Annotated in this window: 22 protein-coding genes; 12 read left to right on the forward strand and 10 right to left on the reverse strand. The window is 61.2% G+C overall.

The window, feature by feature from the left end; genetic code table 11:
* Positions 1 to 41: 41 nt before the first annotated feature.
* Positions 42 to 515: a cupin domain-containing protein gene (locus ACD590_RS17685; RefSeq protein ID WP_334544938.1), complete on the forward strand. Its 474-nt coding sequence runs from the start codon at positions 42 to 44 to the stop codon at positions 513 to 515.
* Positions 516 to 587: 72 nt separating this feature from the next.
* Here ACD590_RS17685 and ACD590_RS17690 read toward each other — a convergent pair whose 3' ends face one another.
* The 5 genes from ACD590_RS17690 to ACD590_RS17710 all read right to left on the reverse strand — a co-directional run bounded on the left by ACD590_RS17690 (position 588) and on the right by ACD590_RS17710 (position 6,656).
* A complete protein-coding gene (locus ACD590_RS17690) occupies positions 588 to 1,697 on the reverse strand; it encodes a sn-glycerol-3-phosphate import ATP-binding protein UgpC (protein WP_439003108.1) in 1,110 nt (369 codons plus the stop codon).
* Between the two features lie 12 nt (positions 1,698 to 1,709).
* Positions 1,710 to 2,624 carry an ABC transporter permease subunit gene (locus ACD590_RS17695; protein WP_018446920.1) on the reverse strand — a complete coding sequence of 305 codons (915 nt, stop codon included), beginning with the start codon at positions 2,622 to 2,624 and terminating at the stop codon, positions 1,710 to 1,712.
* Positions 2,625 to 2,634: 10 nt separating this feature from the next.
* Positions 2,635 to 3,519 (reverse strand): carbohydrate ABC transporter permease, encoded by an 885-nt coding sequence (locus ACD590_RS17700; RefSeq protein WP_018446921.1) that lies wholly within the window; start codon positions 3,517 to 3,519, stop codon positions 2,635 to 2,637.
* 211 nt (positions 3,520 to 3,730) lie between these two features.
* On the reverse strand, positions 3,731 to 5,086 hold the full coding sequence (locus ACD590_RS17705; RefSeq protein WP_065276082.1) for an extracellular solute-binding protein: 1,356 nt from the start codon (positions 5,084 to 5,086) through the stop codon (positions 3,731 to 3,733).
* A 358-nt stretch (positions 5,087 to 5,444) separates the two neighbouring features.
* Positions 5,445 to 6,656 (reverse strand): ROK family transcriptional regulator, encoded by a 1,212-nt coding sequence (locus tag ACD590_RS17710; protein WP_439003109.1) that lies wholly within the window; start codon positions 6,654 to 6,656, stop codon positions 5,445 to 5,447.
* A gap of 222 nt (positions 6,657 to 6,878) precedes the next feature.
* On the opposite strand from ACD590_RS17710, the gene ACD590_RS17715 reads away from it, so the two are divergent.
* From ACD590_RS17715 to ACD590_RS17740, 6 genes are all read left to right on the forward strand, one after another.
* On the forward strand, positions 6,879 to 8,117 hold the full coding sequence (locus ACD590_RS17715; RefSeq protein WP_018243352.1) for an extracellular solute-binding protein: 1,239 nt from the start codon (positions 6,879 to 6,881) through the stop codon (positions 8,115 to 8,117).
* Between the two features lie 80 nt (positions 8,118 to 8,197).
* A complete protein-coding gene (locus tag ACD590_RS17720; protein WP_018073658.1) occupies positions 8,198 to 9,082 on the forward strand; it encodes a carbohydrate ABC transporter permease in 885 nt (294 codons plus the stop codon).
* Positions 9,082 to 9,927 (forward strand): carbohydrate ABC transporter permease, encoded by an 846-nt coding sequence (locus ACD590_RS17725; protein ID WP_012758755.1) that lies wholly within the window; start codon positions 9,082 to 9,084, stop codon positions 9,925 to 9,927. Before ACD590_RS17720 ends, ACD590_RS17725 begins: the two co-directional genes overlap by 1 nt.
* A complete protein-coding gene (locus tag ACD590_RS17730; protein ID WP_115157172.1) occupies positions 9,924 to 10,946 on the forward strand; it encodes an SIS domain-containing protein in 1,023 nt (340 codons plus the stop codon). Before ACD590_RS17725 ends, ACD590_RS17730 begins: the two co-directional genes overlap by 4 nt.
* On the forward strand, positions 10,947 to 11,876 hold the full coding sequence (locus ACD590_RS17735; protein ID WP_439003110.1) for a PfkB family carbohydrate kinase: 930 nt from the start codon (positions 10,947 to 10,949) through the stop codon (positions 11,874 to 11,876).
* Complete coding sequence (locus ACD590_RS17740; protein ID WP_065276079.1) at positions 11,873 to 12,946, forward strand: ABC transporter ATP-binding protein; 1,074 nt, start codon at positions 11,873 to 11,875, stop codon at positions 12,944 to 12,946. The genes ACD590_RS17735 and ACD590_RS17740 overlap by 4 nt, the downstream gene beginning before the upstream one ends.
* Before the next feature lie 25 nt (positions 12,947 to 12,971).
* Here the strand turns inward: ACD590_RS17740 and ACD590_RS17745 are convergent, their stop codons facing one another.
* From ACD590_RS17745 to ACD590_RS17765, 5 genes are all read right to left on the reverse strand, one after another.
* Positions 12,972 to 13,799, reverse strand: coding sequence for a glycoside hydrolase family 16 protein (locus ACD590_RS17745; RefSeq protein ID WP_026188509.1), 828 nt, complete (start codon positions 13,797 to 13,799; stop codon positions 12,972 to 12,974).
* 50 nt (positions 13,800 to 13,849) lie between these two features.
* On the reverse strand, positions 13,850 to 15,331 hold the full coding sequence (locus tag ACD590_RS17750) for a lipopolysaccharide biosynthesis protein (protein WP_439003111.1): 1,482 nt from the start codon (positions 15,329 to 15,331) through the stop codon (positions 13,850 to 13,852).
* Positions 15,332 to 15,409: 78 nt separating this feature from the next.
* A complete protein-coding gene (locus ACD590_RS17755; RefSeq protein ID WP_047619003.1) occupies positions 15,410 to 16,654 on the reverse strand; it encodes a glycosyltransferase family 4 protein in 1,245 nt (414 codons plus the stop codon).
* The gene (locus ACD590_RS17760) at positions 16,651 to 18,000 is read right to left on the reverse strand and encodes a glycosyltransferase family 4 protein (RefSeq protein WP_439003112.1); all 1,350 of its coding nucleotides are present in this window, start codon (positions 17,998 to 18,000) and stop codon (positions 16,651 to 16,653) included. The genes ACD590_RS17755 and ACD590_RS17760 overlap by 4 nt, the downstream gene beginning before the upstream one ends.
* A complete protein-coding gene (locus ACD590_RS17765) occupies positions 17,997 to 18,734 on the reverse strand; it encodes a Crp/Fnr family transcriptional regulator (protein ID WP_018446931.1) in 738 nt (245 codons plus the stop codon). The genes ACD590_RS17760 and ACD590_RS17765 overlap by 4 nt, the downstream gene beginning before the upstream one ends.
* Positions 18,735 to 19,204: 470 nt before the next feature.
* Here ACD590_RS17765 and ACD590_RS17770 point away from each other — a divergent pair, with 470 nt between their 5' ends.
* The 5 genes from ACD590_RS17770 (at position 19,205) to ACD590_RS17790 (ending at position 25,787) form a co-directional block, all read left to right on the forward strand.
* Positions 19,205 to 19,906: a sugar transferase gene (locus tag ACD590_RS17770; protein WP_439003113.1), complete on the forward strand. Its 702-nt coding sequence runs from the start codon at positions 19,205 to 19,207 to the stop codon at positions 19,904 to 19,906.
* A gap of 120 nt (positions 19,907 to 20,026) precedes the next feature.
* On the forward strand, positions 20,027 to 21,781 hold the full coding sequence (locus ACD590_RS17775) for a GumC family protein (RefSeq protein ID WP_439003114.1): 1,755 nt from the start codon (positions 20,027 to 20,029) through the stop codon (positions 21,779 to 21,781).
* Entirely contained in the window at positions 21,778 to 22,800 is a 1,023-nt protein-coding gene (locus ACD590_RS17780) for a glycosyltransferase family 2 protein (protein ID WP_183619322.1), read from the forward strand. The genes ACD590_RS17775 and ACD590_RS17780 overlap by 4 nt, the downstream gene beginning before the upstream one ends.
* A 6-nt stretch (positions 22,801 to 22,806) precedes the next feature.
* A complete protein-coding gene (locus tag ACD590_RS17785) occupies positions 22,807 to 24,192 on the forward strand; it encodes a polysaccharide biosynthesis/export family protein (RefSeq protein WP_247264522.1) in 1,386 nt (461 codons plus the stop codon).
* 125 nt (positions 24,193 to 24,317) lie between these two features.
* On the forward strand, positions 24,318 to 25,787 hold the full coding sequence (locus ACD590_RS17790) for a hypothetical protein (RefSeq protein WP_018446936.1): 1,470 nt from the start codon (positions 24,318 to 24,320) through the stop codon (positions 25,785 to 25,787).
* The last annotated feature ends 27 nt before the right edge of the window (positions 25,788 to 25,814 follow it).

Genomic DNA, 25,814 nt, shown 5'->3' on the forward strand with positions numbered 1-25,814 from the left:
GCGCCGGCCTAGACTGACCAAATCGAAGCTGGAGGCAAGGCATGAGCGACGACCACGAGCAGCATCATGTCGACTGGCGGGAACATGGCGTCAAGGTCATTCCCGGCAATTCGCTCGATCCGAACACCGCGCAGACGCCGGGCATGAACCGCGCGACGGCGATCAACAATGCGCGCGCCGGCGCCGAGAAGATCTGGGCGGGAACGGTGACGATCCATGCCAATGCCAAGACCGGGGCCCATCATCACGGCGAGCTCGAAAGCATCATCTACGTGGTCAAGGGCAGGGCCCGCATGCGCTGGGGCGAGCATCTGGAATATACTGCCGAGGCCGGCCCCGGCGACTTCATCTACGTGCCGCCCTTTGTGCCGCATCAGGAGATCAACGCCAGCCGCGACGAGACGCTGGAATGCGTGCTCGTCCGCTCAGGCCAGGAACCGGTCGTCGTCAATCTCGACATCGAGCCGGTCGAAAAGCCGGAAGACGTCGCGTGGATCGACCCAATCCACCGATAGGCAATTCACGTTCGAGCAAGCGGCTGACATCCTCAGCCGCCGAACGCTCTGCAAGGATCATCGCAGACCGCTTTAGGCGTGGACGGCGCCTGCGCCTTTCATAACAGGGTTCTCGATGATCCGGCCGGTATCGGCGGCATAGAGGTGGATCTGGTCGTAATCGATCGCGATGCCGATCGGATCTCCCGACTTCACCTTCACGGCCTCGGTCAGCGCCACCGCAAAGGGCAGCCCGTCGAAATCGGCGTGCACGACGCGGCTCGCGCCGAGCTCTTCGATGAAATCGGCCGTTGCGGTGAGGGCGCCGGACGCATCCGGGGCCACCAGCCGGGCGGCTTCGGCGCGCATGCCGAGTACGACGCGTTTGCCTTTCAGCGGTGCAGCGCGTTCGCGCGGCAGTACGACCTTGCGGCTCTGATCGTAGACGAAGACGCCCTCGTCATTGATCGTGCCCTCGAGCAGGTTCATCGCCGGCGTGCCGACGAAGCCCGCGACGAAGCGCGAGACCGGATGATGATAGACCTCTTCCGGCGTGCCGACCTGCTCCACCCTGCCGCCGTTCATCACCACCAGCCGGTCGGCCAGCGTCATCGCTTCGGTCTGGTCATGCGTAACGAAGATCGAAGTGGCGCCGAGACGACGGTGCAAGCGGCGGATTTCGGCGCGCATGGCGATGCGCAGCTTGGCGTCGAGGTTCGACAGCGGTTCGTCGAAAAGAAACACCTTCGGTTCGCGGATCATCGCGCGGCCCATGGCGACGCGCTGGCGCTGACCGCCGGAAAGAGCGGCCGGCCGGCGTTCGAGGAACGGTTCGAGGCTGAGCGCCTTGGCGACCTCGCCGATGCGCCGGCTCCGCTCCGCCTTCGAGACGCCGGCCACCTTCAATGCGTAGCCGATATTCTCGGCAACGCTCATATGCGGATAGAGCGCATAGTTCTGGAACACCATGGCGCAGCCGCGCTCGCGCGGTTCCAGCTGGTTGACGACGCGGCCGTCAATGGCGATTTCACCACCAGTGATTTCCTCGAGGCCGGCGATCATGCGCAGCAGGGTGGACTTGCCGCAGCCGGACGGGCCGAGGATGACGATGAACTCGCCGGACTGGATGTCGAGATCGACGCCGTGAACGACGGGATTCTTGCCGTAGTTTTTCTTCACGCCACGAATGGAGATCGGTGCCAAGGGAATACTCCTTCACTTCTCGGTGGAGATAAGGCCGCGTACGAACCAGCGCTGCATCAAAATGACGAGGATCAATGGCGGCGACATGATGATCAGGGTTCCGGCCATGGCGACGTTCCAGTCGGGCAGACCGAATTCGGACGGGATGAGGGTCTTGAGCTGCGTCACGGCGATGCCGAATTTCGGATCAGTGGTGATCAGCAGCGGCCAGAGATACTGGTTCCAGGCCCAGACGAACATGATGGTGAAGAGCGCGATCATGTTTGGCCGCGAAAGCGGCAGCAGAATATCCCAAAAGAACCGGACCGGGCCCGATCCGTCCATCTTCGAGGCCTCAGCAAGTTCGTCGGGAACCGTCAGGTAGAACTGCCGGTAAAGGAAGGTGCCGGTCGCGGTCGCGACCAGCGGCAGAACGAGACCGGGATAGGAATTCAGCAGGCCCCACTCGAGCTTGATCTGGAAGCCGGTGATCTGTGCAACGAGCCAGCTTATGCCGGTAAAGTCGAGGATCGTCTGGAAAGGCTGCAGCGCGTTGGCCGCAATCGAATAGGTCGGCACGATGCGGACTTCCAGCGGCAGCATCAGCGTGATGAAGATGATCCAGAAAATCACGTACCGGCCACGGAAGCGGAAGTAGACGATCGAGAAAGCTGCCATGGAAGACAGCATGACTTTGCCGGCGCCGACCGTTGCGGCGAAGATGATGCTGTGGAACAGCTTGTTGCCGAGATCGGCGCGAACCCAGGCCGTCTCAGCGTTTTCCCAGAAATGCGAGCCCGGAGTGAGCGGCAGCGGCACGCGATTGACCGTCTCCAGATCCAGCGTCGACGCGATGATGACGATGGCGAAAGGCAGAAGCGCGATCACCATGCCGAGCGCGAGAAGCGTATAGCAGATGAAGTTGAATATCGGCGTGCGTTCGATCATGTCCGCGACCTCACTTGTAGTGCACGCGCCGCTCGATGAAGCGGAACTGGAAGATGGTAAGAAGGACGACGAGCACCATGAGGATGATGGATTGCGCTGCGGCGCCCGAATAGTCGAGACCTCTGAAGCCGTCGAAATAGATCTTGTAGACCATGAGCTCGGTGGCGCGCGCCGGGCCGCCCTGCGTCATGACGTCGACGATACCGAAGGAATCCTGGAAACTCTCGGTGATGTTGATGACGAGCAGGAAGAACAGCGTCGGCGTCAGCAGGGGCAGCTGGATATCCCAGATCCGGCGCATCGGCCCCGAACCATCCATTGCGGCGGCCTCGATCAGCGAGCGCGGAATGCCTTGCAGCGCCGAGAGGAAGAAGATGAAGTTGTAGCCGATATATTTCCAGGAGAAGGCGACGATGACGGCGATCATCGCATCCTTGCCGTCGAGTGCGGGGTTCCAGAGGCCGGGCCAGACGTGGTTGATAACCGACAGAAGGCCGGCTTCCGGAGCCAGGATGAAGCGGAAGGCGAGGCCAAGAGCGGGAGCGGCAATTGCGTAAGGCCAGATGAAGACGGACCGGTAGACCTTGTGGCCGCGCAGTTCACGATCTGTCAAAAGCGCCAGGATGAGCGCCAGCCCCATGGCAATGGCCGTCGAGCTGAAGCCAAAGATCATGCTGCGGGTGATCGAGTCCCAATAGATCGGATCGGTGAGCAGCTGTCTAAAATTGTCGAAACCGACCCAGGCATTGCCGCCGCCCCATGGCTGCTCGAGCGTGAACGCCCAATAGAGCGCCTGTGCGCTCGGCCAATAGAAGAAGACGAAGATCAGCAACAGCATCGGAAATGCGAAGAGCAGTCCGATCGTCGTTGAGGAGAAAGTGACGCGCTTTTCCATGAGTGGTCGTTTTCGTCCTGGTTTGGTTTAAAGCATGTCGAGCAAAAGTGTGCAGCGGTTTTGCGGTAACGACATGCGTCGAAATAATGATCTAAAGCGCGAGCGGCGCGCTTTAGGCGCGGGCGGGGAGTTCGCATCCGCGGCCGACTAGAACTTACAAAGACGCACCCGGCGCGCGAAACGCGGGCCGGGTGCGGCTCATATCAAGCGATCAGGGGAGCTGAACGTTCTTGTAGGTCTGCTGGAAGCGACGCAGCAGCGTATTGCCGCGTTCGGCAGCGCCGTCGAGCGAAGCCTGGACATCGGCATTGTTGACGAAGATTGCCTGCAGACCATTGGCGATTTCGGTGCGGACCTGCAGCAGGCCACCGAGACGGATGCCGTGCGGAGCCGCGTCGCCAGCCGGGGAAGCGGTCAGGCTCTGAATGGCGAGTTCGCGGCCGGCATAAGGAGCCTTGTCGTAGAAGCCCTGCTTCTTCAGATATTCGAAGCCGGAGTTACGAACCGGGATGTAGCCGGTAACGGTCGACCAGGTAAGAGCTTCTTCCGGCTTTGCGATGAAGTTGAAGAAGGCAGCGGCAGCCTTGTATTCGGCGTCCGAGTGACCCTTCAGAACCCAGAGCGAAGCGCCGCCGACATAAGAGCTGTGGCGGGTTGCGTCGCCGTAGGTCGGGAGCATAGCAACGCCCCAGTTCATGCCCTGCTTGGCGGTGCGGCCAACATTGCCGTGGTCGCCGACCGAGGTCAGGATGACCTGGCAATCGCCAGCGGCAAAAGCTTCGACGAAGGTCTGGCCGACAGCCTTGTTCTTGATGACGGCAAGCTTGTTGTCGTACCAGGACTTGAGGTCCTTGACGTAGCTGACGAGAAGCGGGTTCTTGTTGAACACCAGCTCGCCGTCGAGACCTTCAAAGCCGTTCTTCTTCGTGGCGATCGCTTCGCCGTTTACGGCTTCGAACTGCTCGATATACTGCCAGACTTCGTTGTTGGAGATGTCAAAGCCGAGCGGGCAAGCATAGCCTGCATCCTTCAGAGCCTTGAGGTCTTCGCCTGCTTCCTTCCAGGTTGCCGGAGCATGATCCTTGCCGATCTTGGCGAAGGCGTCCTTGTTCCAGTAGAGCAGAGCGGTCGAGGAGTTGAAGGGGAAGGAGTACATCTCGCCCTTCGAGGTCGCGTAGTAACCGGAGATACCGGAGAAATAGTCGTTCCAGTCGACCGTGTAGCCCATGTCGGCCATCAGCTTGTTGGCCGGGTAGTAGGCGCCGGAGAGCATGATGTCGAGCGTGCCGGCGTCGGAGACCTGGGCGATGGTCGGCTGCTTGCCGGCGCGGAAGGCAGCGATGGTGTTCTGCAGGGAAGCGTCGTAGCTGCCCTGGCTGGTGCAGACGACTTCGTAGTCGGCCTGCGACTGGTTGAAGCGATCGCACTGCTCCTGGACACGCTTTGCAATGTCACCGGAATTACCGAACCAGAAGTCAATCTTGGTCTTATCGGCGGCGGCAGCGGGACCAGCAAGAAACGCTGTAGCGAGAAGGGCGCCAACGGCGCCGAGAAGCTTGGCTTGCATGAGAACCTCGAACGTAAAAAGGGACGCGCACTTTCAGTGCACGCCCTATTAGCTGGTTCAAATTGCCGCGGCCAATGAATATTACATGACATGAAATGAGCGAACTCCAGTTGTCATAAAACCTTCGTACAGTCGTTATTCGCCAACATCGGGGAAATATTTAGAGAAATATCGCCGATTGCTTCAGCATGTAGTCAATAAATTACACATATATTCGAAACAATGGATTCTTATGGGATATTTAATATTTATTTATATTACGACGAAGCGCCGTTATTCGCCTGCTCCGCCGCAACGAAACTTGCAAAACGCTGACATTTTTGCCGTTGCACTGGTGTGCAACCTCAGGATTTAGACCTCAGGATTGAAGGGAATCCTTCAGGATCGCCGCAAAACGGGGATCGAATGCACGGCTGATCGGTCCGGCGGCAGCACCAAGCGCCACCGACCAAGGATCGGCCATGCCGGGCTGCAGGCGCGGCAGCGTCCGGCCACGACGCTCGGCGATCGAGGGCAGCAACGGGCCGATTGCCGCAATCAACCTGTTCACCAACGCTTCCGGCGCGCTGCCGCAGAGGATCACCGTCTGCGGATCGAACAGCGTCTCAAGGAGATGGATGCTCCAGCGCAGATCCACTGCTGCCGCCTCGACCCAGGCGTGGATGCTTTGATCGCCCCTCAAGGCGAGATCGTTGATCCGTGCATAAAGGCCCGGATCGGCGGGATCGATCGACAGATGCTGGTAGAGCGAGGCGAGCGAAGCGCGATGTTCGAGCGGCGTCGATTTGCCGTCGGCAAACAACAGTGCCATGCCGATCTCGCCGGCATTGCCGTTGGTGCCGCGGTAGAGCTCGCCGTTCAGAATGAGGCCGGCGCCGATGCCATAACCGACGAAGAGGCAGACGGCATGGTCGAGGCCATGGGCGGCTCCCACCATGCGCTCGGCGGTCGCCGCCGCCGCCGCGTCGTTTTGCAGGCCGACATCAAGCCCGGTGCCGGCAGTCAGCGTTTCCAACAACGGAAATTTCTGCCAGGTCTCCATCATCCACGGATCGTCGCCGCTGCCAGCGACCCCGAAGGGCCCTGGCATGGCGGCGCCGAGACCAACCAGCCGCTTTTCCGACTGCTGGACGATCCCGGCAAGTTTTGACCGCACGCTGGCGACGAGATCGAGGATGACCTTCGTCCCGTTCGACGGACCGCCTGGTGGGAGGCTGGCCTCATCACGCACGAGAACGCTGCCGACAAGATCGACGGCGACCGCCCGCGTCACATGCCGGTCGATCTGCAGGCCGATCGCAAAGGCGCCCTCGGGCACCAGGCCGTAGGGTGTCGACGGCTGGCCCCTGCCCCTTCTCACCGCCTCCTGCGAACTGACCAGACCGTCGCGCTCGAGTTCCTCGATGATATTCGACACCGTCTGTTTGGTCAGCCGCGTCGCCCGCGCCAGATCAGCGCGTGAAAGCGCACCGTTGATCCTCAGGGCATCGATCATCACGCGCCGATTATGCGCGCTGGTGCCTTCGTGATTGGTGCCGCTCTTGGCCCGGATCGGGCGGCTGTCATTCATGTGCAATTCCCTCTTGACTCCAATAGAATGTTGAAGAAGTAATAAGTCAAGACACTTGACTTAATAAGGAACCGGAGAGTTCCAGGGAACGCAGGAGCCCGCAAGGCGCTCCGACGACGCTCCGAGACGACAAACCGGCACGTTTTCGCGCGTGCCTTCTCGAACACCGATGGCGGAGGACCGCCCTCGGCAATGCGTAAATGTCAAAAACTGGAGGCTGCAATGCTGAAATCCTTTAACAAGACGCTTCTGGGTGCGGCCTTGATCGGCGCATCCCTTGCGCCGCACGCTTTCGCCGAAACCACGCTGAACGCGCTTTTCATGGCGCAGGCCGCCTATAGCGAGGCCGATGTCCGCGCCATGACCGACGCCTTCGCCAAGGCGAACCCCGACATCAAGGTCAATCTCGAATTCGTTCCCTATGAAGGCCTGCACGACAAGACGGTGCTGGCGCAAGGTTCCGGCGGCGGCTACGACGTCGTCCTTTTCGACGTCATCTGGCCGGCCGAATACGCCACCAACAAGGTGCTGGTCGACGTCTCCTCGCGCGTCACCGACGAGATGAAGAAAGGCGTGCTGCCGGGCGCCTGGACCACTGTGCAATATGATAGCAAATATTACGGCATGCCGTGGATCCTCGACACCAAATACCTGTTCTACAACAAGGAAATCCTCGAAAAGGCCGGCATCAAGACCCCGCCCAAGACCTGGGACGAACTGACCGAACAGGCAAAGACGATCAAGGACAAGGGCCTGCTCGCCACGCCGATCGCCTGGAGCTGGTCGCAAGCCGAAGCCGCGATCTGCGACTACACCACGCTCGTCAGCGCCTTTGGCGGCGATTTCCTGAAGGACGGCAAGCCGGCCTTCCAGACCGGCGGCGGCCTCGATGCGTTGAAATACATGGTCTCCAGCTATTCCTCGGGCCTCACCAATCCGAATTCCAAGGAATTCCTGGAAGAAGACGTCCGCAAGGTCTTCGAAAACGGCGATGCCGCCTTCGCGCTGAACTGGACCTACATGTACAACATGGCCAACGATCCGAAAGACAGCAAGGTCGCAGGCAAGGTTGGCGTCGTGCCGGCGCCGGGTGTTGCCGGCAAGAGCGAGGCTTCGGCCGTCAACGGCTCGATGGGCCTCGGCATCACCTCGGCCAGCAAGCATCCGGATGAGGCCTGGAAATACATCACCTTCATGACGTCGCAGGCGACGCAGAATGCCTATGCCAAGCTGAGCCTGCCGATCTGGGCGTCCTCCTATGAGGACCCGGCGGTCACCAAGGGCCAGGAAGAGCTAATCTCCGCCGCCAAGATCGGCCTTGCGGCCATGTATCCGCGTCCGACGACGCCGAAATATCAGGAGCTCTCGACCGCGCTGCAGCAGGCGATCCAGGAATCGCTGCTCGGCCAGTCCTCTCCCGAGGATGCGCTGAAGTCAGCCGCCGACAATAGCGGCCTCTGAGCAAAGCACGAAACCCCGGGCGGCGCCCGCCGTCGCCCGGTTCGATCTCGATAACCTGTGAATGAAGAAGGGTCGCCTTGATGTCGGGCACTTGGCTGACAACCCGCGCGTGGCTTTTGATGCTGCCGCTTCTCGTGGTCATGATATCAGTCATCGGCTGGCCTCTGATCGATACCGTCGGCCTCTCCTTCACCGACGCCAAGCTCGTCGGCACGGAAGGAAACTTCGTCGGCATCGACAATTACGCGAAGATGATCTCAGGCTCGAATTTCCAGCGCACCCTGATCACCACCGCATGGTTCGCGATCGTCTCGGTCGCCGCCGAAATGGTGATCGGCGTGCTTGCTGCCCTGCTGCTGAACCAGCAGTTTCGCGGCCGCACCGCGCTGCGCGCCCTGATGATCCTGCCCTGGGCACTGCCGACCGTCGTCAACGCCACGCTCTGGCGGTTGATCTACAATCCGGAATACGGCGCACTGAACGCCGCGCTGACCCAACTCGGCCTGCTGGAGGCCTACCGCTCCTGGCTCGGAGAACCGGGCACGGCGCTGGCGGCCCTCATCGTCGCCGACTGCTGGAAGAATTTTCCGCTGGTGGCGCTGATCGCACTGGCCGCACTCCAGGCCGTGCCGCGCGACATCACCGCCGCCTCGCTGGTCGACGGCGCCGGCGCTTTCGCCCGCTTCCGCTTCGTCATCCTGCCCTATCTCGCCGGCCCGCTGATGGTGGCCCTGGTGCTGCGCACGATCGAAGCCTTCAAGGTCTTCGATATCATCTGGGTCATGACCCGCGGTGGCCCGGCCAACAGCACGCGCACGCTGTCGATCCTGGTCTACCAGGAAGCCTTCTCCTTCCAGCGGGCAGGCTCGGGGGCATCACTGGCATTGATCGTCACGCTGCTGGTCACGCTGCTTGCTGCCGGCTACGCCGCTCTGGTGCGCAAGACCGCCGGGAGTGCGGCCTGATGGAACGCCAGAGCCCACTCTTTTCTGTTTTCATTCATCTCTGTGCGCTGCTGCTTGCCGCCGTCATCCTGGCGCCGATCCTGTGGCTGTTCATCATGAGCATCTCGCCGGCCGCCGACCTTGCCGCAAAGCCGCTGCGCTGGTGGCCGCAGACGGTGGATTTCTCTCGCTACGGCGTACTGCTTTCGACGATCGAAAACAGCGCCGGCGCCGCCTTCACCTCGTCGCTGCGCAACAGCATCGAAGTGGCGGGCATGGCGACGATCGCCGCCATCGCGCTCGCCATTCCGGCCGGCTGGGCTGTGTCGCGCACACCTTCGGTCGGCTGGTCGCTGTCGATGGTGATCGCCACCTACATGTTGCCGCCGGTCGCGCTCGCCGTGCCGCTCTATATGGGCCTCTCCCATCTCGGCATGCTGAACAACGTCTTCGGCCTCGCCCTCGTCTATCTGACAATTCTCGCGCCCTTTACCACCTGGCTGATGAAATCGGGTTTCGATTCCATCCCGCGCGAGATCGAATCTGCCGCGATGATCGACGGCGCCGGCCTGTTCCAGACGCTGCGGATCATCACGCTGCCGCTCGCCGCCCCCGTGATGGCGACGTCAAGCCTCTTTGCCTTCCTGCTTGCCTGGGATGAATTCTTCTATGCGCTGCTCTTCACCTCGGACCAGCGCGCCAAAACGCTGACCGTCGCCATCGCCGATCTCGCCGGCGGCCGCGTTTCCGATTATGGACTGATCGCGACGGCAGGCGTGCTCGCCGCCCTGCCCCCGGTGCTGATCGGTCTCGTCATGCAACGCGCCCTGATTTCGGGGCTCACCAGCGGCGGCGTCAAGGGATGAACATGACAGCAGAAAGAACCCGGCCGGCCGGGCTTGCCGCGATCGATCGCGAAATGGCCCGCCAACATGCCGATGCGATCGCTTCCTATGAAGCGGCCCAGCCGATGGCGGCGAAGGCCGCCACCTCGCTGAAGAAGACCGGCAGGCTGCTGCTCATCGGCATGGGCGGTTCGCATGCCGTCAACCGCGCCGTCGAGCCGCTCTATCGTGCATGCGGCATCGATGCCCTCGCCTTGCCGCTGTCCGAGCAGCTCGGCCAGCCGTTGCCGATCGCCGGCAGGACGATCTTCCTCACCTCGCAATCCGGCGAAAGCGCCGAGGTTCTGCGATGGTTTAACGAAACCGGCGGCACCGAGGAGACCTTCGGCCTGACGCTCGAAGGCAACTCCTTCCTCGCAAGAACCGCCCCGTCACTCATTGGCGCCGGCGGCACCGAGCTTGCCTTCGCCGCGACCCGGAGCCTGACGGTGACCTTCGCCCTGCATCTGGCAATCCTCGCTGCCCTCGGCGAAGATCCAGACGCCGCGATTGCCGCCCTCAAGGCACCGGAAGACCATGACATCGCCGCCGCGCTCACCGCGCTCGAAAATGTCGCGACCATCGTCACGTCAGGCCGCCGGCTGCAGGGTATCGCCGAGGCGCTGGCGCTCGGATTGACGGAACTGTCGCGTCGTCCCTGCTTCTCGCTCGAAGGCGGCCAGCTGCGCCACGGACCGATGGAGATGCTGGGGCCGGAGATCGGTGTCGTGCTGTTTCGCGGCTTCGACGAGACGGCCGGCCTGGTGACTGCAATGGCGACATCCGCTGTCGAGACCGGCGCCCCCGTCATCCTTTTCGACGCCTCGGGCGAAGCGTCGGTCGCCGGCGCGGTGACGATCCGATTCGCCCGGGCAACCGGTCTTGCTGCGATCTTCGCCATGCTGCCGGTCGCCCAGCGGCTGATGATCGCCTTTGCCGACGCCCGCGTGGAGAATGCCGGAACGCCGGTCCGCTCCACCAAGATCACCCGGAGCGAATGAATGCGGCCGCTTGCAGTCATCGGCAACGTCAACATCGACCTGATCCTTGGACCGGCCGCCCCCTGGCCAAAGGCCGGGACGGAAATCATCGTCGATCATGATGAGTTACGGGTCGGCGGAGCCGCCGGCAACAGCGCGCTCGCCTGGCAAGCGCTTGGTGTCGAATTCGAGATCGCCGCCAATATCGGCAGTGACCAGTTTGGCCGCTGGCTGAGCGAAGCCTTCGGCCACCGTTCCGACAAGTGGCCGGTACGTCCTGAGAAAACGACGCTCTCCGTCGGCATCACCCACCCGGACGGCGAGCGCACCTTCTTCACGACAAAAGGCCACCTGCCGCGCTTCAGCTTGGCAGATGTCTTCGCGGTCATCGACGGCGCTAGGCTGCAGGGCGGCTACGCCCTTCTCTGCGGCTCGTTCCTGACCGATGACCTGACAGCGGATTATGACGCCTTCTTCGACTGGGCCGACAGCCATGGCATCACCGTCGCGCTCGATACCGGCTGGCCGCTCGACGGCTGGACAGACGAGAATTGCGCAGCGACACGCGCATGGCTCTCTCGCAGCGGCATCGCGCTGCTGAACGAGGTCGAATCGACGACACTTGCCGACATTGCCGATCCGGTCGAGGCGGCTCGTCACATCAGGTCGCATTTGCCGGAGGGTGCGATCATCGTCGTCAAGCGCGGCCCGGACGGCGCTCTCGCGATCGGGCCGGACGGCCTGCTGGTTTCGGTGGCTGCACCCGTTGTCGAGGTCGTCGATACGATCGGCGCCGGCGATGTCTTCAACGCCGCCTTTCTCGCCGCGCTCGCAAGCGATGAGCCGCTAATTTCTTGCCTGCAGGCGGGAACCGCAGTCGCCTCGCGCGCCATATCCACCCTTCCCCGCAACTATGGCGGCCCGTCATCTCCCGAGGAGCCTGTGCGATGAGCGCGCTCGAAATTCAGAACATCCGCAAGACCTATGGCGATGTCGACACGCTGAAAGGTATCGACATCTCGTTGGAAAGCGGCGAGTTCCTGGTGCTGCTCGGCTCCTCCGGCTGCGGCAAATCCACCCTGCTGAACATCATCGCCGGCCTTGCCGAGGCCACGAGCGGCGATGTCAGGATCGGCGGCCGCTCGGTGCTCAGCGTGCATCCAAAGGACCGCGATATCGCCATGGTCTTTCAATCCTACGCGCTCTATCCCAATCTGACGGTGCACCGGAACATCGGCTTCGGCCTGGAAATGCGCAAGGTGCCGGCGCCGGAGCGCGACAATGCCGTGCGCGATGCCGCAAAGCTCCTGCAGATCGAAAACCTCCTCGACCGCAAGCCGAGCCAGCTTTCCGGCGGCCAGCGCCAGCGCGTCGCGATCGGCCGTGCGCTGGTGCGCAAGCCTGAGGTATTCCTCTTCGACGAGCCGCTCTCCAACCTTGACGCCAAGCTGCGCATGGAGATGCGCACCGAGATCAAGCGGCTGCATCAGATGCTGAAGACCACGGTCGTCTATGTCACCCATGACCAGATCGAGGCAATGACGCTTGCAAGCCGCATCGCCGTCATGCGCGACGGCCGCATCGAGCAGCTGGGCACGCCGGAGGAGATCTACAACCATCCGGCAACGCTCTATGTCGCGACCTTCGTCGGCGCGCCGCCGATGAACCTGCTGAAGGCAACGGTGCGTGACGGCCGCCTGGCGCTTTCAGGCTCCGATGCCAGCCTGCCCCTGCCCGCTCGCTTCCGCGAGACGGCCGGCAATGGCCGGGAACTTATCCTCGGCATTCGTCCCGAGGCGCTTCGCACAGACGGCACCGGCCCATCGATCGAGGCAATCCTTGAGGTGGCAGAGCTGACCGGCCCGGAACTCGTCGTCACCGCCCTTGCCGGAAATCAGCGCCTGATGGCCTGCCTGCCGCCACGCACGCCAATCCGCGACAACGAAAAGCTCACCCTCTTTTTCGACGAGGAAGCAATGCATCTCTTCGACCCGCAAACCGGCCTCAGCTGCGGCCGTTAGCGACGGAACGGCTATCCCCGGCTTTTCAATTTGCCGCGTCGGTGGGCTTGCGCTGGTAGACGTGAATATAGTCGACAAGCAGAATGGAAGGATTGGGCGTTTCATCGATCGGCCAACCCGAGCCGAGTGCCAGGTTCACCAGCGGATAGAACGGCATGTGGAATTCCTTCGGCGTGTCGAAGCTCCAGATGAACTGACGGTCGAGATAGAAGCTCGTCTTGTCAGCTTGGATATCGACGCCGTAGGTGTGATATTCGCTGTTCAGAATTCCGTCCTGGACGGTTTGCCAATGGCCACCGGTGCTGTTCTGGCCGCCCTGGCTCTGACGCCAGATATGGAAGCCCATGCTGAATTCGTAGGGCGCGCGCCCATAATATTCCAGCACGTCGATCTCGGAGGTGTATTTCGACCGGTCGAGCCCGATGAGCCAGAAGGCTGGCCAGACGCCCTTGCCCGGCGGCAGCTTCATCCGGGCTTCGAAATAACCGAATTGCTGCGAGAATCCTTCGCCTTTCGGGTTCACCGACGACAACAGGCCCGAGCGCCAGGTTCCATCGGCCTCCTTGCGCGCTTCGATCTTCAGAATTCCTTGATCGGTGGTAAACGGAAAGCCGGGGGCCGGATCGGTGAAACGGGCGTCACCGAAATCGCCGTTCCAGGGCGTATGGGCGATCCAGCGGGAGCTTCTCTCTCCCCAGGCAGAGACGTCGAGACTGTCGAAACTCTCCTCGAACGTTAGCTGATACGCATTGATATTGAGTGGTTGCTGAGCCACGCTGGGCTGGCCGGGCAACGCCCCCAGACCGAGAACGATGAGCAAACCCAGAGCCTTAGAAGATATCCCGTAACGCATTCTGCTCCTCCGAAAACGCCAAACCAATCGTTGGACTACACTTGTCTCGATCAAAAGGTGAGAACCCCGTTTCGTCGCGGCATGAGCCTTTGGACGACAATGGTCTCGATGCCGTCGGGCCTTCCCAGAATCTGCCACAGCAGCAACGCGAAGGCCCAGAAGATCGCCACTGCCGCTCCGCCGCAAAGCGCCAGGCTGACGACAAGGTTGAGGCCGGCAGGCATGGCGGAGAGCATCGGCTCGATCCACAGCAGGAAAGCGATCATCGGCAAGCTTGCCGCCAGAGGCCGTAAAAAGGCGTGCAACTGAGCGGCAAACGTCGCGCCGATCAGCCGTCGCGTGATGATGAGCGATGCGGCATAGGCGACAAGCACCGCCACGATCCGCGCGCCCAGTGCTCCTGCCACCTGAAAATAGGCAATGCCCAGGATGGTGACCGGAACCCTGACAGCGAACTCGGCAAACATCCGGAGAGCAAGATAGCGGGTTTTGTTCAGGACCATAGCCAATGGCGGCATCATGTTCGTGGGAAGACCGAGCAAACTGACGATGCACAGCCATTGCAGAATCGGCGCCGCAGATGCCCATTTCTCGCCGACGATGATCCGCACGGCCGGCTCGGCAAGCAGGGCGAGCGCGATGAGGATGGGCGCTGCCACGAAGGTGATCGCGTTCGTCGCCTTCAGATAGGCAGCGATCAGATTACGACGGTCATCGACGGTCGAGAATGCCGCCATCAGCGGACGCAACAATGGCCCGACGAAGGTCTGGTACGGAATACCGGCGATATTGTCGGCGACGCTGAAGGCGCCGAACGTCGACAAGCCGGTGAAGCGCGGCAAAAGCAGCCGGTCCAGTTGCCAGTTGATCGAACTCAGCACCTGCGAGACGGTGTTCCAACTGATCATGTCCTGAAAGTGCTTCCACTCGGAAAGGCTGAACCTCGGTCTCATCGGCGCAAAGACATAGGAGGTGACCGCCGCGGCGGTCGGGCCTGCAACCGCGCCGATCGCCAACCCCCAATAGCTGCCGGTCGCGACCGCCACCCCGACACCGAATAGCAGCGTCGACCCCTTGGTGATGAGATCGAGTGCGAACTCGCGTTTGAAATCGAACCGCTGCATGAAGAGAACCATGCGCGGGCTGATCACACTGCGCATGGCAGGCGCGATGGAGAGCACGGCGACAAGAGAGAAAAGCCGGGAATCGTCATAGATCAAAGCCATCGGCCAGGAGATGATCATCATCAGCGTGCTGATGGCCACGCCTCGAAGCAGGCTGAGGGTAAGGGCCGTGGCAAACATATCGTCCGAAGGCGACGGCTGACGCATCAGGGCCTGCGTCAGCGGCAGGTCCAAAATTGTCTCGACGATGACCAGAACCGAGGTCGCGATGGCGACCAGGCCGAAATCCGCTGGGCTCAAAAGCCTTGCGAGGATCAGGAGGCTGACGAAATCGAGCAGTCGCGCCAGGAACTTTCCGCTGATGGTCCAGATACTCGCCGTCGCCGTCCTCTGAGATACGCTTGACATGATCTATCTTCTATTCCTCGTCGGCGGATTGAGGCGGTTTCGGTCGCAGCGGCAAGACAGGCAGCTCCGGCCTTCCCATCAGCCCGGCCGTCTTCTGAAGACGTCGGCGGATCGGTCGCCATGGGTGGACAGTTGTTGCTCAATGAGACCGGACAGACGGTCGCGGAACACGGCGGAAGAAAATTTCAGCGAGTGCGCACGGATTGCATGCGGATCGATATCGTCCTCCACCTCTTCGAACGCCGCCATCGTTTCCAACAGAGCTTCCGTGGTCTGCTGCCCGAAGCGAAACCCGACCTGCGGCGAGGAAACGGTTTCTCTGGCGCCGCCGGCGTCGAAAGCCAGGACCGGCCGCCCTGACGCCATGGCTTCCACCGGAAGGATGCCGAAATCCTCCGTGCCCGGAAACAACAGGGCGCGGCATCGCGACAGGTGGTCGCGCAGAACGTTGAAGGGCTGATGGCCGAGAAACTCAACGGTCGGTCCGGCGATCGACTTCAGATAAGCCAATTGCTCTCCCTCGCCGATCACGACCAGCTTCCGCCCGGCCTCGGTGCAGGCGCGAACGGCAATATCCGGCCGCTTGTATGTGGTCAGCTGTCCCGCATAGAGATAGAATTCGCCTTTTCCCTTCCCCACCGCAAAATCGTCAGTCGCAACGGGCGGATGGATAACGATGGATTCCCGATCGTAGAAGCGGCGGATGCGGCTTGCGACATAATCGGAATTGGCGACGAACACATCGACCCGCGAGGACGTCGTCACGTCCCAGGCGCGCAGCATGGGTGCCGTGATCGACATCAAGGCGCGACCCACCCAGGGCAGGCCATGACGGTAGACATGGAACTGATCCCAGATATAGCGCATCGGCGAGTGGCAGTAGCAGACATGCAGCGCGTCGGCGCGCGTGATGATGCCCTTGGCGGGTCCGGATTCGCTCGACAGCACGAGATCGTAGTCCTGCAGATCGAACTGCTCGAGCGCGAAGGGCATCAGCGGCAGCATCTTGGTATAATGCCGTTGCGCGCCGGGGATCTTCTGCAGGAAGGACGTGCGGATGTTCCGCGTCTTCAGAAAATCGCTGATGCGATCCCGGTTGCAGACGAGGGTGAAGATGTCGGCCTGCGGAAACATGCGGCACAGCTCTTCGACGACTTTCTCGCCGCCGCGCATCGAAACCAGCCAATAATGCACGATGGCGACACGAAGCTGCTTGGTATCGCTCGCGCCTCCGGCCTCCGTGACACGTCTTTTCGCCATCACCGGCGCATCGCCGAGAAATGCTCTCGCGTCGGGAAGAGAGGTTGTTGCTTTAAGAGTCAACTCAATACTCCTTGTATCGCCACACCGTCTGTCAGCTCGGGAACCGCATTCGTCGAAATCAGGCTTTGGTATTCGGCAAGAAGCGCGTCGCGCCATTCCTCGTGTGTCGAGGCGAGATCCGGCGACAGCCGGAAAGCCCGCTCGCTCATGGCGCGGACCTCATGCCCCGGCATTTGGCTAAATCTCGTCAAAGTATCGGCAAAGGCGCTTTCGTCAGCCGTATCGCAGGCAAGCGCCATGCCGGCTCTTTGCATTTCTTCGGCGAGAAAGGCGCTGCGCGACATGATGACGGGCAGACCGCTCCTGGCGGCTTCGATAGCGACGAGGCCGAACGGCTCGGGATAGCGCGACGGCATCAACAGGGCGCGCGCCTTGCCGATGGTCGGGCCGATCTCCGCATGCGACTGCCAGCCCACGGCCCTGACGTGATCTCCCGAAGCTGCGACCAGCGGCATCAGCGGCCCGTCCCCGATCACGCAAAGCTTGACGCCGGCTTTGCGCGTGGCGGCCACGGCGTCCTCAATGCCCTTCTCCTCATCCAACCGCCCGATGAAGACGAACTCCTCATTGGCCTCCGCTTCGATGCGTTTGATGGATAGCGGAGCGACGGGATTGCGGATCGTCGTCAGCCGTTCGGGCCGATATCCGGCGCCGACGAGAAAGCCGGCCATCTTCTCGTGCAGAAGGATGATCCGGCCGAAATCGGCCTGATCCTTCAGCAGCCGGAGGATATTGGAGCCCCGGGCAACCCGCCACAATTTGTGCGAATAACTTCTCTTGTCGCAGGCCGTCGCAATGCAGCTTCCGCCGAGCGGGCGTCGAAGGCAGATTTCCTGCGCCTGATAGTCGAAGAAGGCGCCGTTGGGGCAGGCCGTGAAGAAATCATGCGCGTGAACCACGCATCGTCTGGCGACCGGTACCAGCGCCTTGAAAATCGCGGGAGACAGGATCTGGTGCCAGCCATGGACATGGTAGACGGTATTGGCGGTGTCCTCTGCGGCAATCCAGTTCGCGACCATACGAACGGCGGCGCCATTGTGAATGCCGGTCACGAAAGCCTTCGCACGCTCGGCGCTGAGAAGGTCGCGGCTGTTCAGCCCGACCATTGAGACTCCGAGGGCGACAAGCTCCGCATTGGCGGCGTCATCCCCGCAAATATAGGTCACGGGGATGTCGAGCCCCCGAAAAAGCTTGGCGGACAGCACCGCCAGCGCCGTCGCACCGCCTCTGGCCACCGAATAGTCGTCGATGATGACCACGCGATCGATCTTTGTCGTGCCGGGGCCGGGAAAGCGGCCGACGCTTGTGGCAGATCGGAGAACCCCGGGAAGCGATGGGCGCATCACTTCACCGAAACCGCGCCGTTGGCACAGGCCTCCAACGCCTTGCGGTTGAGAATGCGGATCTTGCCCTGCCCCCCGTCGATGATCTTGCTTTCCCGCAGGCGCCGCAGGCATTGATTGACCTTCTCGCGAGACGCCGGCAGCGTTGCGGCCAGGTCATTTTGCGAGATGATCAGTTCGTCCCCGCTGTTTGCCGCATCTTTTCCGTAAACAGCGGAGAGCCGCAGCAGCGTGCTGGCCAGCCTCGATTGCAGGCTCGACGCCGCATTTGCAATGATCCGGAGTTCGAGCTCTGAAATACGCGCCAGCGCCCTGGAGAAGACCTTTTCGCGAAAGCAGGGATCGCTGGCGTACATGTCGCGCAGCAGCCGGCCTTCGAAGAAATGCAGTTCGCAGTTGGAACCGGCTCGGTATTCGAGACTCAACGTCTGCCTGCGCAGAACCTCGAGCTCGCCGATGAGGCCGGATTTCGGAATGATCTCGACGATGAATTCCCTGCCGTCGGGCAGCATCGTGCTGGCGCTGACCACCCCCGAATGCACACGAGCGAAGGTATCGACGAGGACGCCGGCCCCGGCGATGACCTCGCCGCGCCGGAAACGCCGGACGCTCGACCGGCAGGAAAGAAATTCGTCGTCGATGACGATGCGGCTGTTGAGATGAATGCTGCCGTTAGCCGATATCGCCGTCTTGCCGATGCCGGCCCTGCGAGCTGATGCGTGTGTCGCCCCATCCATGAGCATAACTCCGAGTACTCGAATAACCATAGGAAATGCTGCACTGCATCATCTATATTGTCTTAATATGGGTGTCAAATAACATCCCAGAGAGATAGCGTAAAGATCAAGTCTACATTTAGTTGAAAACAAAAATACATCAGCAATCGAAATCAAAATCTCGACGGAACCGAAGATAGATTGTACGATTGAAGACAGGTGCTTATTAAAAAGTCTTCATGAGTTAAAAATAAGCAATAATAGATATGTGGATATCAAAAATATAAATGAATACCTGCGGATTATCACCTCGAAGTAGGTTAGATTGGCATTTGCAATGAAAAGAGGCCATCGAGGACTAGTCGGAATTCTCGAATGCCGTTTAGTAGCATAAAGAATTTATTAAGGATTATGACCTTGGTAACAGACAACAAGAGTGCGGCGCAGCAAACTTTGAATGGTTCTTAATCGGAATATTTTGGAGACCACTGATGACATGGGAAGCACATAGTTTCGAGGCCTGGTCGCGTGTCGGACGGTCCGCGAAAGGCGGCGATCTCCATTCGTCCCGGCCTCGTGCGGCAGGCAGATCGTCGAAGCGCGCGATAGACCTTCTCATCGCGATCATTGCACTGATCCTGCTTTCCCCGCTTCTGTTGATCGTCGCGGTGATCGTGAAGATAAGCGACCGCGGCCCGGTCTTCTATTCCCATACGCGCATCGGCGTCGGCGGAGCACCGTTCGGATGCCTCAAGTTTCGCACGATGAAGACCGATGCGAGTGCTCAGCTTGCCGAATTGCTGCAAAACAACCCGATTGCGCGAAGCGAATGGGAAGCGACACGCAAGCTGAAGGACGATCCGAGGATCACGGCAGTCGGCGAGATTCTGCGGCGGTCGAGCATCGACGAGCTGCCCCAACTGATCAATATCGTGCGTGGCGAAATGAGCCTTGTCGGCCCCCGGCCGATCACCGCCGAGGAATTGCCGCGCTACGGCGAGCATGTATGGGCCTACATGGCGGTGCGCCCGGGCCTGACCGGTCACTGGCAGACCAGCGGGCGCAACGATGTCAGTTACGAGTACCGGGTTTCCCTCGACGTTCACTATCTCGACAACTGGTCGCTCGGCCGGGACTTCGTCATCATTGCCAAGACCATTCCCGCTCTGTTTTCGCAACGTGGCTCGTACTGAGCATGCAAGGGGAGAGCTGCCGAGCATGCCCGAAATCGGAAGATATGCTACTCCCTCCGTCCCCTCCAAGCTGCCACTACCTGGTTACTCCGTGATCTCGCCATTTTGGATTAGGACGATATGACCTCCAGCACGATCTTCAGCGGCGTTTCGCCGATACCTCTGGCTGCCGCAGCTCCCGGCGGGAACTCCCCGCTGACCTTGCGGGATATGCTTTTCTTTCTCAGAATGCGCTGGCTGTGGGTTCTGGCGACAACTTTTGCCTTCCTCGCAATGGCCGGGACCTACGTGCTGACCGCCGAGCCGACTTTCGTTGCCAGCACGCAACTTGTGATTGTCCCACAGGTGAGCGGCTCTGAAGCACAGAGGGCTTTCGCGGAAGACGCGTTCATAGAGGGACAGCTGGAGATTGCCAGATCCAGCGATGTCGTCGGCGGAACGGTAAGGGCACTTGGTCTCGATACCGATCCTGACTTTGTCGATCAGACGCCTTCGCTGCAGGATAGGGCAAAGAACTGGTTGATGGGGATTTCTTCTGAACCGGATACGGAATCGCAGGAAGCGGCAGGCACAGGGCCGCGTGAAGCACAACCGCACGCGGAGGACGAGCGGATCCAGGATCGGGCGATCGCCACGCTGCTGAACATGATAGGAATACGCCGGGTCGGGAGTTCGACGATCATCGAGATCTCGGCGGCTGCGTCGACCCCTCAGAGGGCCGTCGACATCGCCGATATGCTCGCCAGGCAATATATCCAGAAGAATATCGCCATGAAGGCCAATGCTTCCCGGCAATATAGCGAATGGCTGGAAAGATTCGTAAGCGAGCAGCAGCGTGGACTGGCCGAGGCTGCCAGCGCCCTGGCCAGCTTCACGAGCAACCCGCGCGATCAGTTCAAGCTTGCGGAGCTGCAGAGCGCAACGGATGCCCGCCGCAGCCTCTATGAAAATACCTTGAACCAGCTGACGGAAGCCCGGCAGCGCATCACCTACCCGGTGTCCGATGCCACGATCGTCTCGCGGGCCACGCTGCCTCTTTCGAAAGCCAGACCGCGCAGCACGCTCATCATCGCCTTTGCGGCGGCGGTCGGTCTTGGCGTCGGCTTGGCACTCGCCATGATAAGGCACGTCGGCGATCGCCGGATCATCCGCCCTCATCAGATCGCTGAAGCCAGTGGGCTGCCCTTTGTCACTTTGCTGGCGACATCGAGGAAGACCCATCTCCCTGCGCGTTTCCTCCCCGCCGGTACCGGCAGCAGCAGCATAGCCGCCTATCCTGTTATTCCGGGCATGGCGGAACTGAGCGCGACGGTCGTCGGTCTTCGACGCAAACGCCGGGTCGTCATTGGAATCGTCGCCGTTGATCCAGGCAGCGGAGCCTCGACTATAGCATGCGAACTTGCAGTGCTGTCGTCGAGATCAGGGGCTCACACGCTGCTGATCGATGCGGCTGCGCAGAGGTCGTCACTCAGCAAATCGATCGCGCCCCATAGTTCCACAGGCCTCGTCGATGTTCTCGACAATGGCGAACTGATCCAGACGGCGGCATTGCCCCTCACTTCGACACTGAAATTCCTCCCCCTCGGCAAGGTCGAAGCAGTGACGCCGGCCATTCGCCTGAGTTCCCGCCGCACGCAGTTGAGCTTCGCCGACCTGAAAAAGGAGTTCGACGCCGTATTCATCGACATTTCCGCATTCTCTGCTTCGCCGGATGCCAATGCGATCGCACCGGAGCTGGACGGTGTCCTCGTCGTCACCTCGCACGGACGCACCTCGATCGACGATACCCTGCGCGTCATCGACACCCTGCGCAATGTCGGCGCGGAGATCCTCGGCGCAGTCATCAACCATGCACCGGAAAGAATGCACTCATGACCTCGCCTTCGGCAGAAGCAACCAGGCAGGACGGCCGGATCGGGCCGGCGCCTGTTCTTTGCCGCGCTGAAGCCATGGCTGAGCGCGCGAACCGCCCGTTGCGAATGGCTGTGGGGATCGCTTCGGCAGGCCGCCCCTCGATACTGCGGGAGACGATCGATTATCTCACCACCCTGCCGGACCAGCCCGAGCGGCTGATCGTCTGCGTGCCCACGATCGACGACGCCGCCGGGCTCACCGAGCGCCTCGATGTTGAAGTCATCGTCGGCAGCCGCGGCCTGACCTCTCAGCGCAACAGGATCATCCAGGCCGCCGCCGCCGATACGGATGTTCTGATCTTCCTGGATGACGACTTCATTCCCGCCGCGACCTTCCTGTCGCGGATGGCGGCTGTCTTTGCGGCAAACCCCGACGTGGCAATCGCCACCGGTGAAGTTCTGGCCGATGGCATCCTCGACGGCGGCCTCAGCATGTCAAACGCCCTGCTGGTTCTTGAAACTGCGGCCGAAGGAGCCGAGCAGGTGACGGAAGTCTATAACGCCTACGGATGCAATATGGCGGTTCGCCTTTCACCCATTCTCGAGCACGCACTGGCCTTTGATGAACAACTGCCGCTCTACGGCTGGCTCGAGGATGTCGATTTCAGCCGGTCCATCGCCCGCTACGGCAGGTCCGTACGCGTCGAAGGCGCCCGCGGGGTGCATCTCGGCGTCAGATCCGGGCGCCAGCCCGGCCGAAGACTCGGCTATTCGCAGGTTGCCAATCCTGTCTACCTGATCCGGAAGGGCACGATGTCGAAGGGCCGTGCCGTTGCGCAGATCGGCCGTAACATCCTGGCGAATACGCGGGGCCTATTGTTCAATGATCGCTTGATCGACCGCTGGGGACGTTTGAACGGCAATTTGCTGGCGCTGTCCGATCTTCTTGTCGGCCGCGCCTCGCCGTCCCGCATTCTCGAATTCGGCAATCCCTCGCCGCGCGAGATGCCTTCGCCGTCGATCGCAACGAAACGGAGATAGCAGACAATGCAGCGCACATCCTTGTCCGATCGCCTCATCTCCGCCGCTCTTGCCTTGCTGGTATTTTCCTGCGTGACCGGCTGGAGCGTCGCCCATGCGGAAAACTATACCCTCGTGCCGGAAGATCAGGTGAGACTGCGCGTCGTCGAATGGCGATCTTCGGATTCCCGGTATGCCAGCTGGGAAGCACTCGGCGGGACATATACAGTCGATGATGCCGGCAATCTGGCGATCCCGATCGCCGGACAGGTGCAGGCGATTGGCAAGACGACGGAACAGGTTTCCGATGCGATCGCCACTGCGCTCTCCGAAAAGGCGGAACTGCCGGGAAAGCCGTTCATCGCCGTGGAAATTGCCCAGCATGCGCCGATCTTCGTAACCGGGACAGTGCAGACCCCCGGGCGTTATGCTTTTGAAGCCGATATGACGGTCATGAAGGCCGTCAGCATCGCCGGCGGCTTCCTTCGGGAGCGCGAGGAGAATACCGTCTTCGAGCGCGACCGGATCCAGGCTGCCGGAGCCTATCGAACGGCCATTCTCAACCGGCGCGATCTTCTGATGCGTCAGGCGCGGTTGCGTGCCGAGATCGCCGGCGAACAGAGTTTCGAGATCCCTGCCGAGCTCGCCGGAACGCCCGATGTAGACAAGCTGAAGGCGCAGGAATTGAACCTGATGCGGCTGCGACGTGTCGATGTCGAAAGCCAGATCGATGCGGCGAGCGACCTCACCCGTCTCTACGGCCAGCAGGTCCAGTCGCTCGAGGCCAAGATCAATTCGCAGAAGCGGCAGATCGACCTCGCGCAAAAGGAACTGGATAATGTCAACAGCCTGGTGAGCAAGGGCCTGGTCAGCAATTCCCGTCAGGTCTCGGTCGACCGCGGGGTCGCGGATGCACAAGGCACCCTGATCGATCTCGAAGTCGCTCTGACCACGGCTCGCCAGGGGCTCAGCGAAGCCGATCGTTCGAAGATCAATATCGTCAATCGGCAGAACAGTGAAAACCAGGAGCTGCTGAACCAGGTCAATCTCGCGATCGGCAGGGCGGCGATCGACATCCAGGTGGCCCAGCTTCTGGGCGAGCAGGCTGGCTACAGCGCGCAGCTCGCTCAGATGAATACGGAAACGCCGGGTCTTGGCAGAGCACAAAAGAACTACAGGATCGTGCGTCGCAACGAAGACGGGACTTATCGCAACATCGAGGCGGACGAGACGACCACCTTGCGGCCGCATGATGTCGTCGAAATCGGCATCGATACGGACCTTCAGACGCCGTCGCCTCCGCTGCAGTTGCAGTCCGCGCCGCAGCAGCAAACCTCGACCGTCCCGCTGTCGAAGGTGGCAGGCGATAATCAGGCGGCTCCCGGCTGGATATCCCAGACGGGATCGAATTAGGGGGCGGTTGTGACCATCGACGACAGCTGGCGGCTTGCGCCTCAAGCATCGCCCCGAAAGGCGGATGCCGGTCTTCGGCAAAACCGATGCCTCCGCCGCTCGCCGTCCGGATCGGGATTTGAAGCATGTCGATAGAACCGATCGGTTTCATCGTTCTGCTGCTTGGCCTGCTCGGCATGGTCAACGGCGCGCGATTTGCGATTGCGACCCTTTGCCTGTCGACGCTGCTGGGGGCGGCGGCGGCTCTCCAATTGCCCGCGCTCGGCGGCAGCAGCATCCAGCCGAGCCATCTTCTGGTGCTTTTTCTCGTGGCCGCCGCCCTGCTGCGCCCGGCTCAAACACAGGCCATGCTGGCCAGCATCGCCTATCCGGGTCCCGGTTTCTGGTTTGCCGCCTACATCCTGTTTTCCGTGGCATCGTCTTTCTTTTTGCCCCGCATCTTTGCAGGGGCGACCCTCGTCTACTCCTCTGCACGAGACGCCACGGGCATGATGTCGACGGTGGCCGCTCCCCTGTCGCCGGGTTCGTCCAATCTCAGCCAGTCCGTCTATCTGCTTGGCGACCTCGCCTGCTTTGCCGTCGTCTCGGGGCTTACCAGGCTCGGCTATGCCCGTTTCATCGCGCTGCAGTTGATCGTGGCCTCGATCGTATGTTTTGCCCTGGCGCTGATCGATATCGGAACGTTTCTGACCGACCAGTCCTACCTGCTCGATGTCATCAGAAATGCGAATTATACGATGCATACGGCCGAGACGATCAGCGGCTTCAAACGCATCGTCGGTCCGTTCCCGGAAGCAAGCACTTATGGCGCGGTCGCATTGGCCTATTTTTCCTTCACGCTCATGCTCTGGCTGGAGCGCATCCAAAGCCGTATGGCCGGACTTGCAACGCTTTTCATCGGCCCGACGATCGTCCTTTGCACGTCGACAACCGCCTATATCGCCGGCATCTTCGTTGTCTGCATGTTCGTACTGTATTGCTTGAAACGACTGATCAGCGGCCCGGCCGCGACCCCGCACGTGACACTCCTGGTGATCACGCTATTCTTGATTCCCTGCGGGATCGTCGCGCTAAGCCTTGTCCCCGATGCGTGGGATTCCATCGCCGGCCTGGTGAACACCACCTTGTCGGACAAGCTTCAATCGCAATCCGGCGAAGAGCGCACTGCCTGGAACACGCTGGCATTGATCGCATTCGTCGATACAGCCACCTTCGGCGCCGGGCTCGGCACGGTTCGAGCCTCGAGCTTCATCGCTGCATTGCTCTCCAATGTCGGATTGACCGGCACTCTTCTCTTCGCCGCCTTCCTGTACAGCCTTGTGAGAGCCTCCGGCCGGCATATGTCAGGCGATCGGGAGATCCGCGCGATCGGAAACGCTGCGGTTATGGCATCCATCGCGCAGGTCGCCTCGGCGGCGATATCGGGAAGCGGTACCGATCTCGGCTTGCTGTTCAGCACGACGGCGGGTCTGGCGGCCGGCTGCCTGGCGGCAACCAATATCGCACCACGGCGCGCAAACCGATCGCTTGCCAACCGAACCCCACTGGAGACATCGACATCTCTGCCGAGAGCCCCGATGTTTTCAACACGATGAGGCCCGCTGTGAAGCTCAGCCACCGCG

Source organism: Rhizobium sp. 862_C5_N1_2 (assembly GCF_051811205.1).
GTDB classification, from domain to species: domain Bacteria; phylum Pseudomonadota; class Alphaproteobacteria; order Rhizobiales; family Rhizobiaceae; genus Rhizobium; species Rhizobium leguminosarum.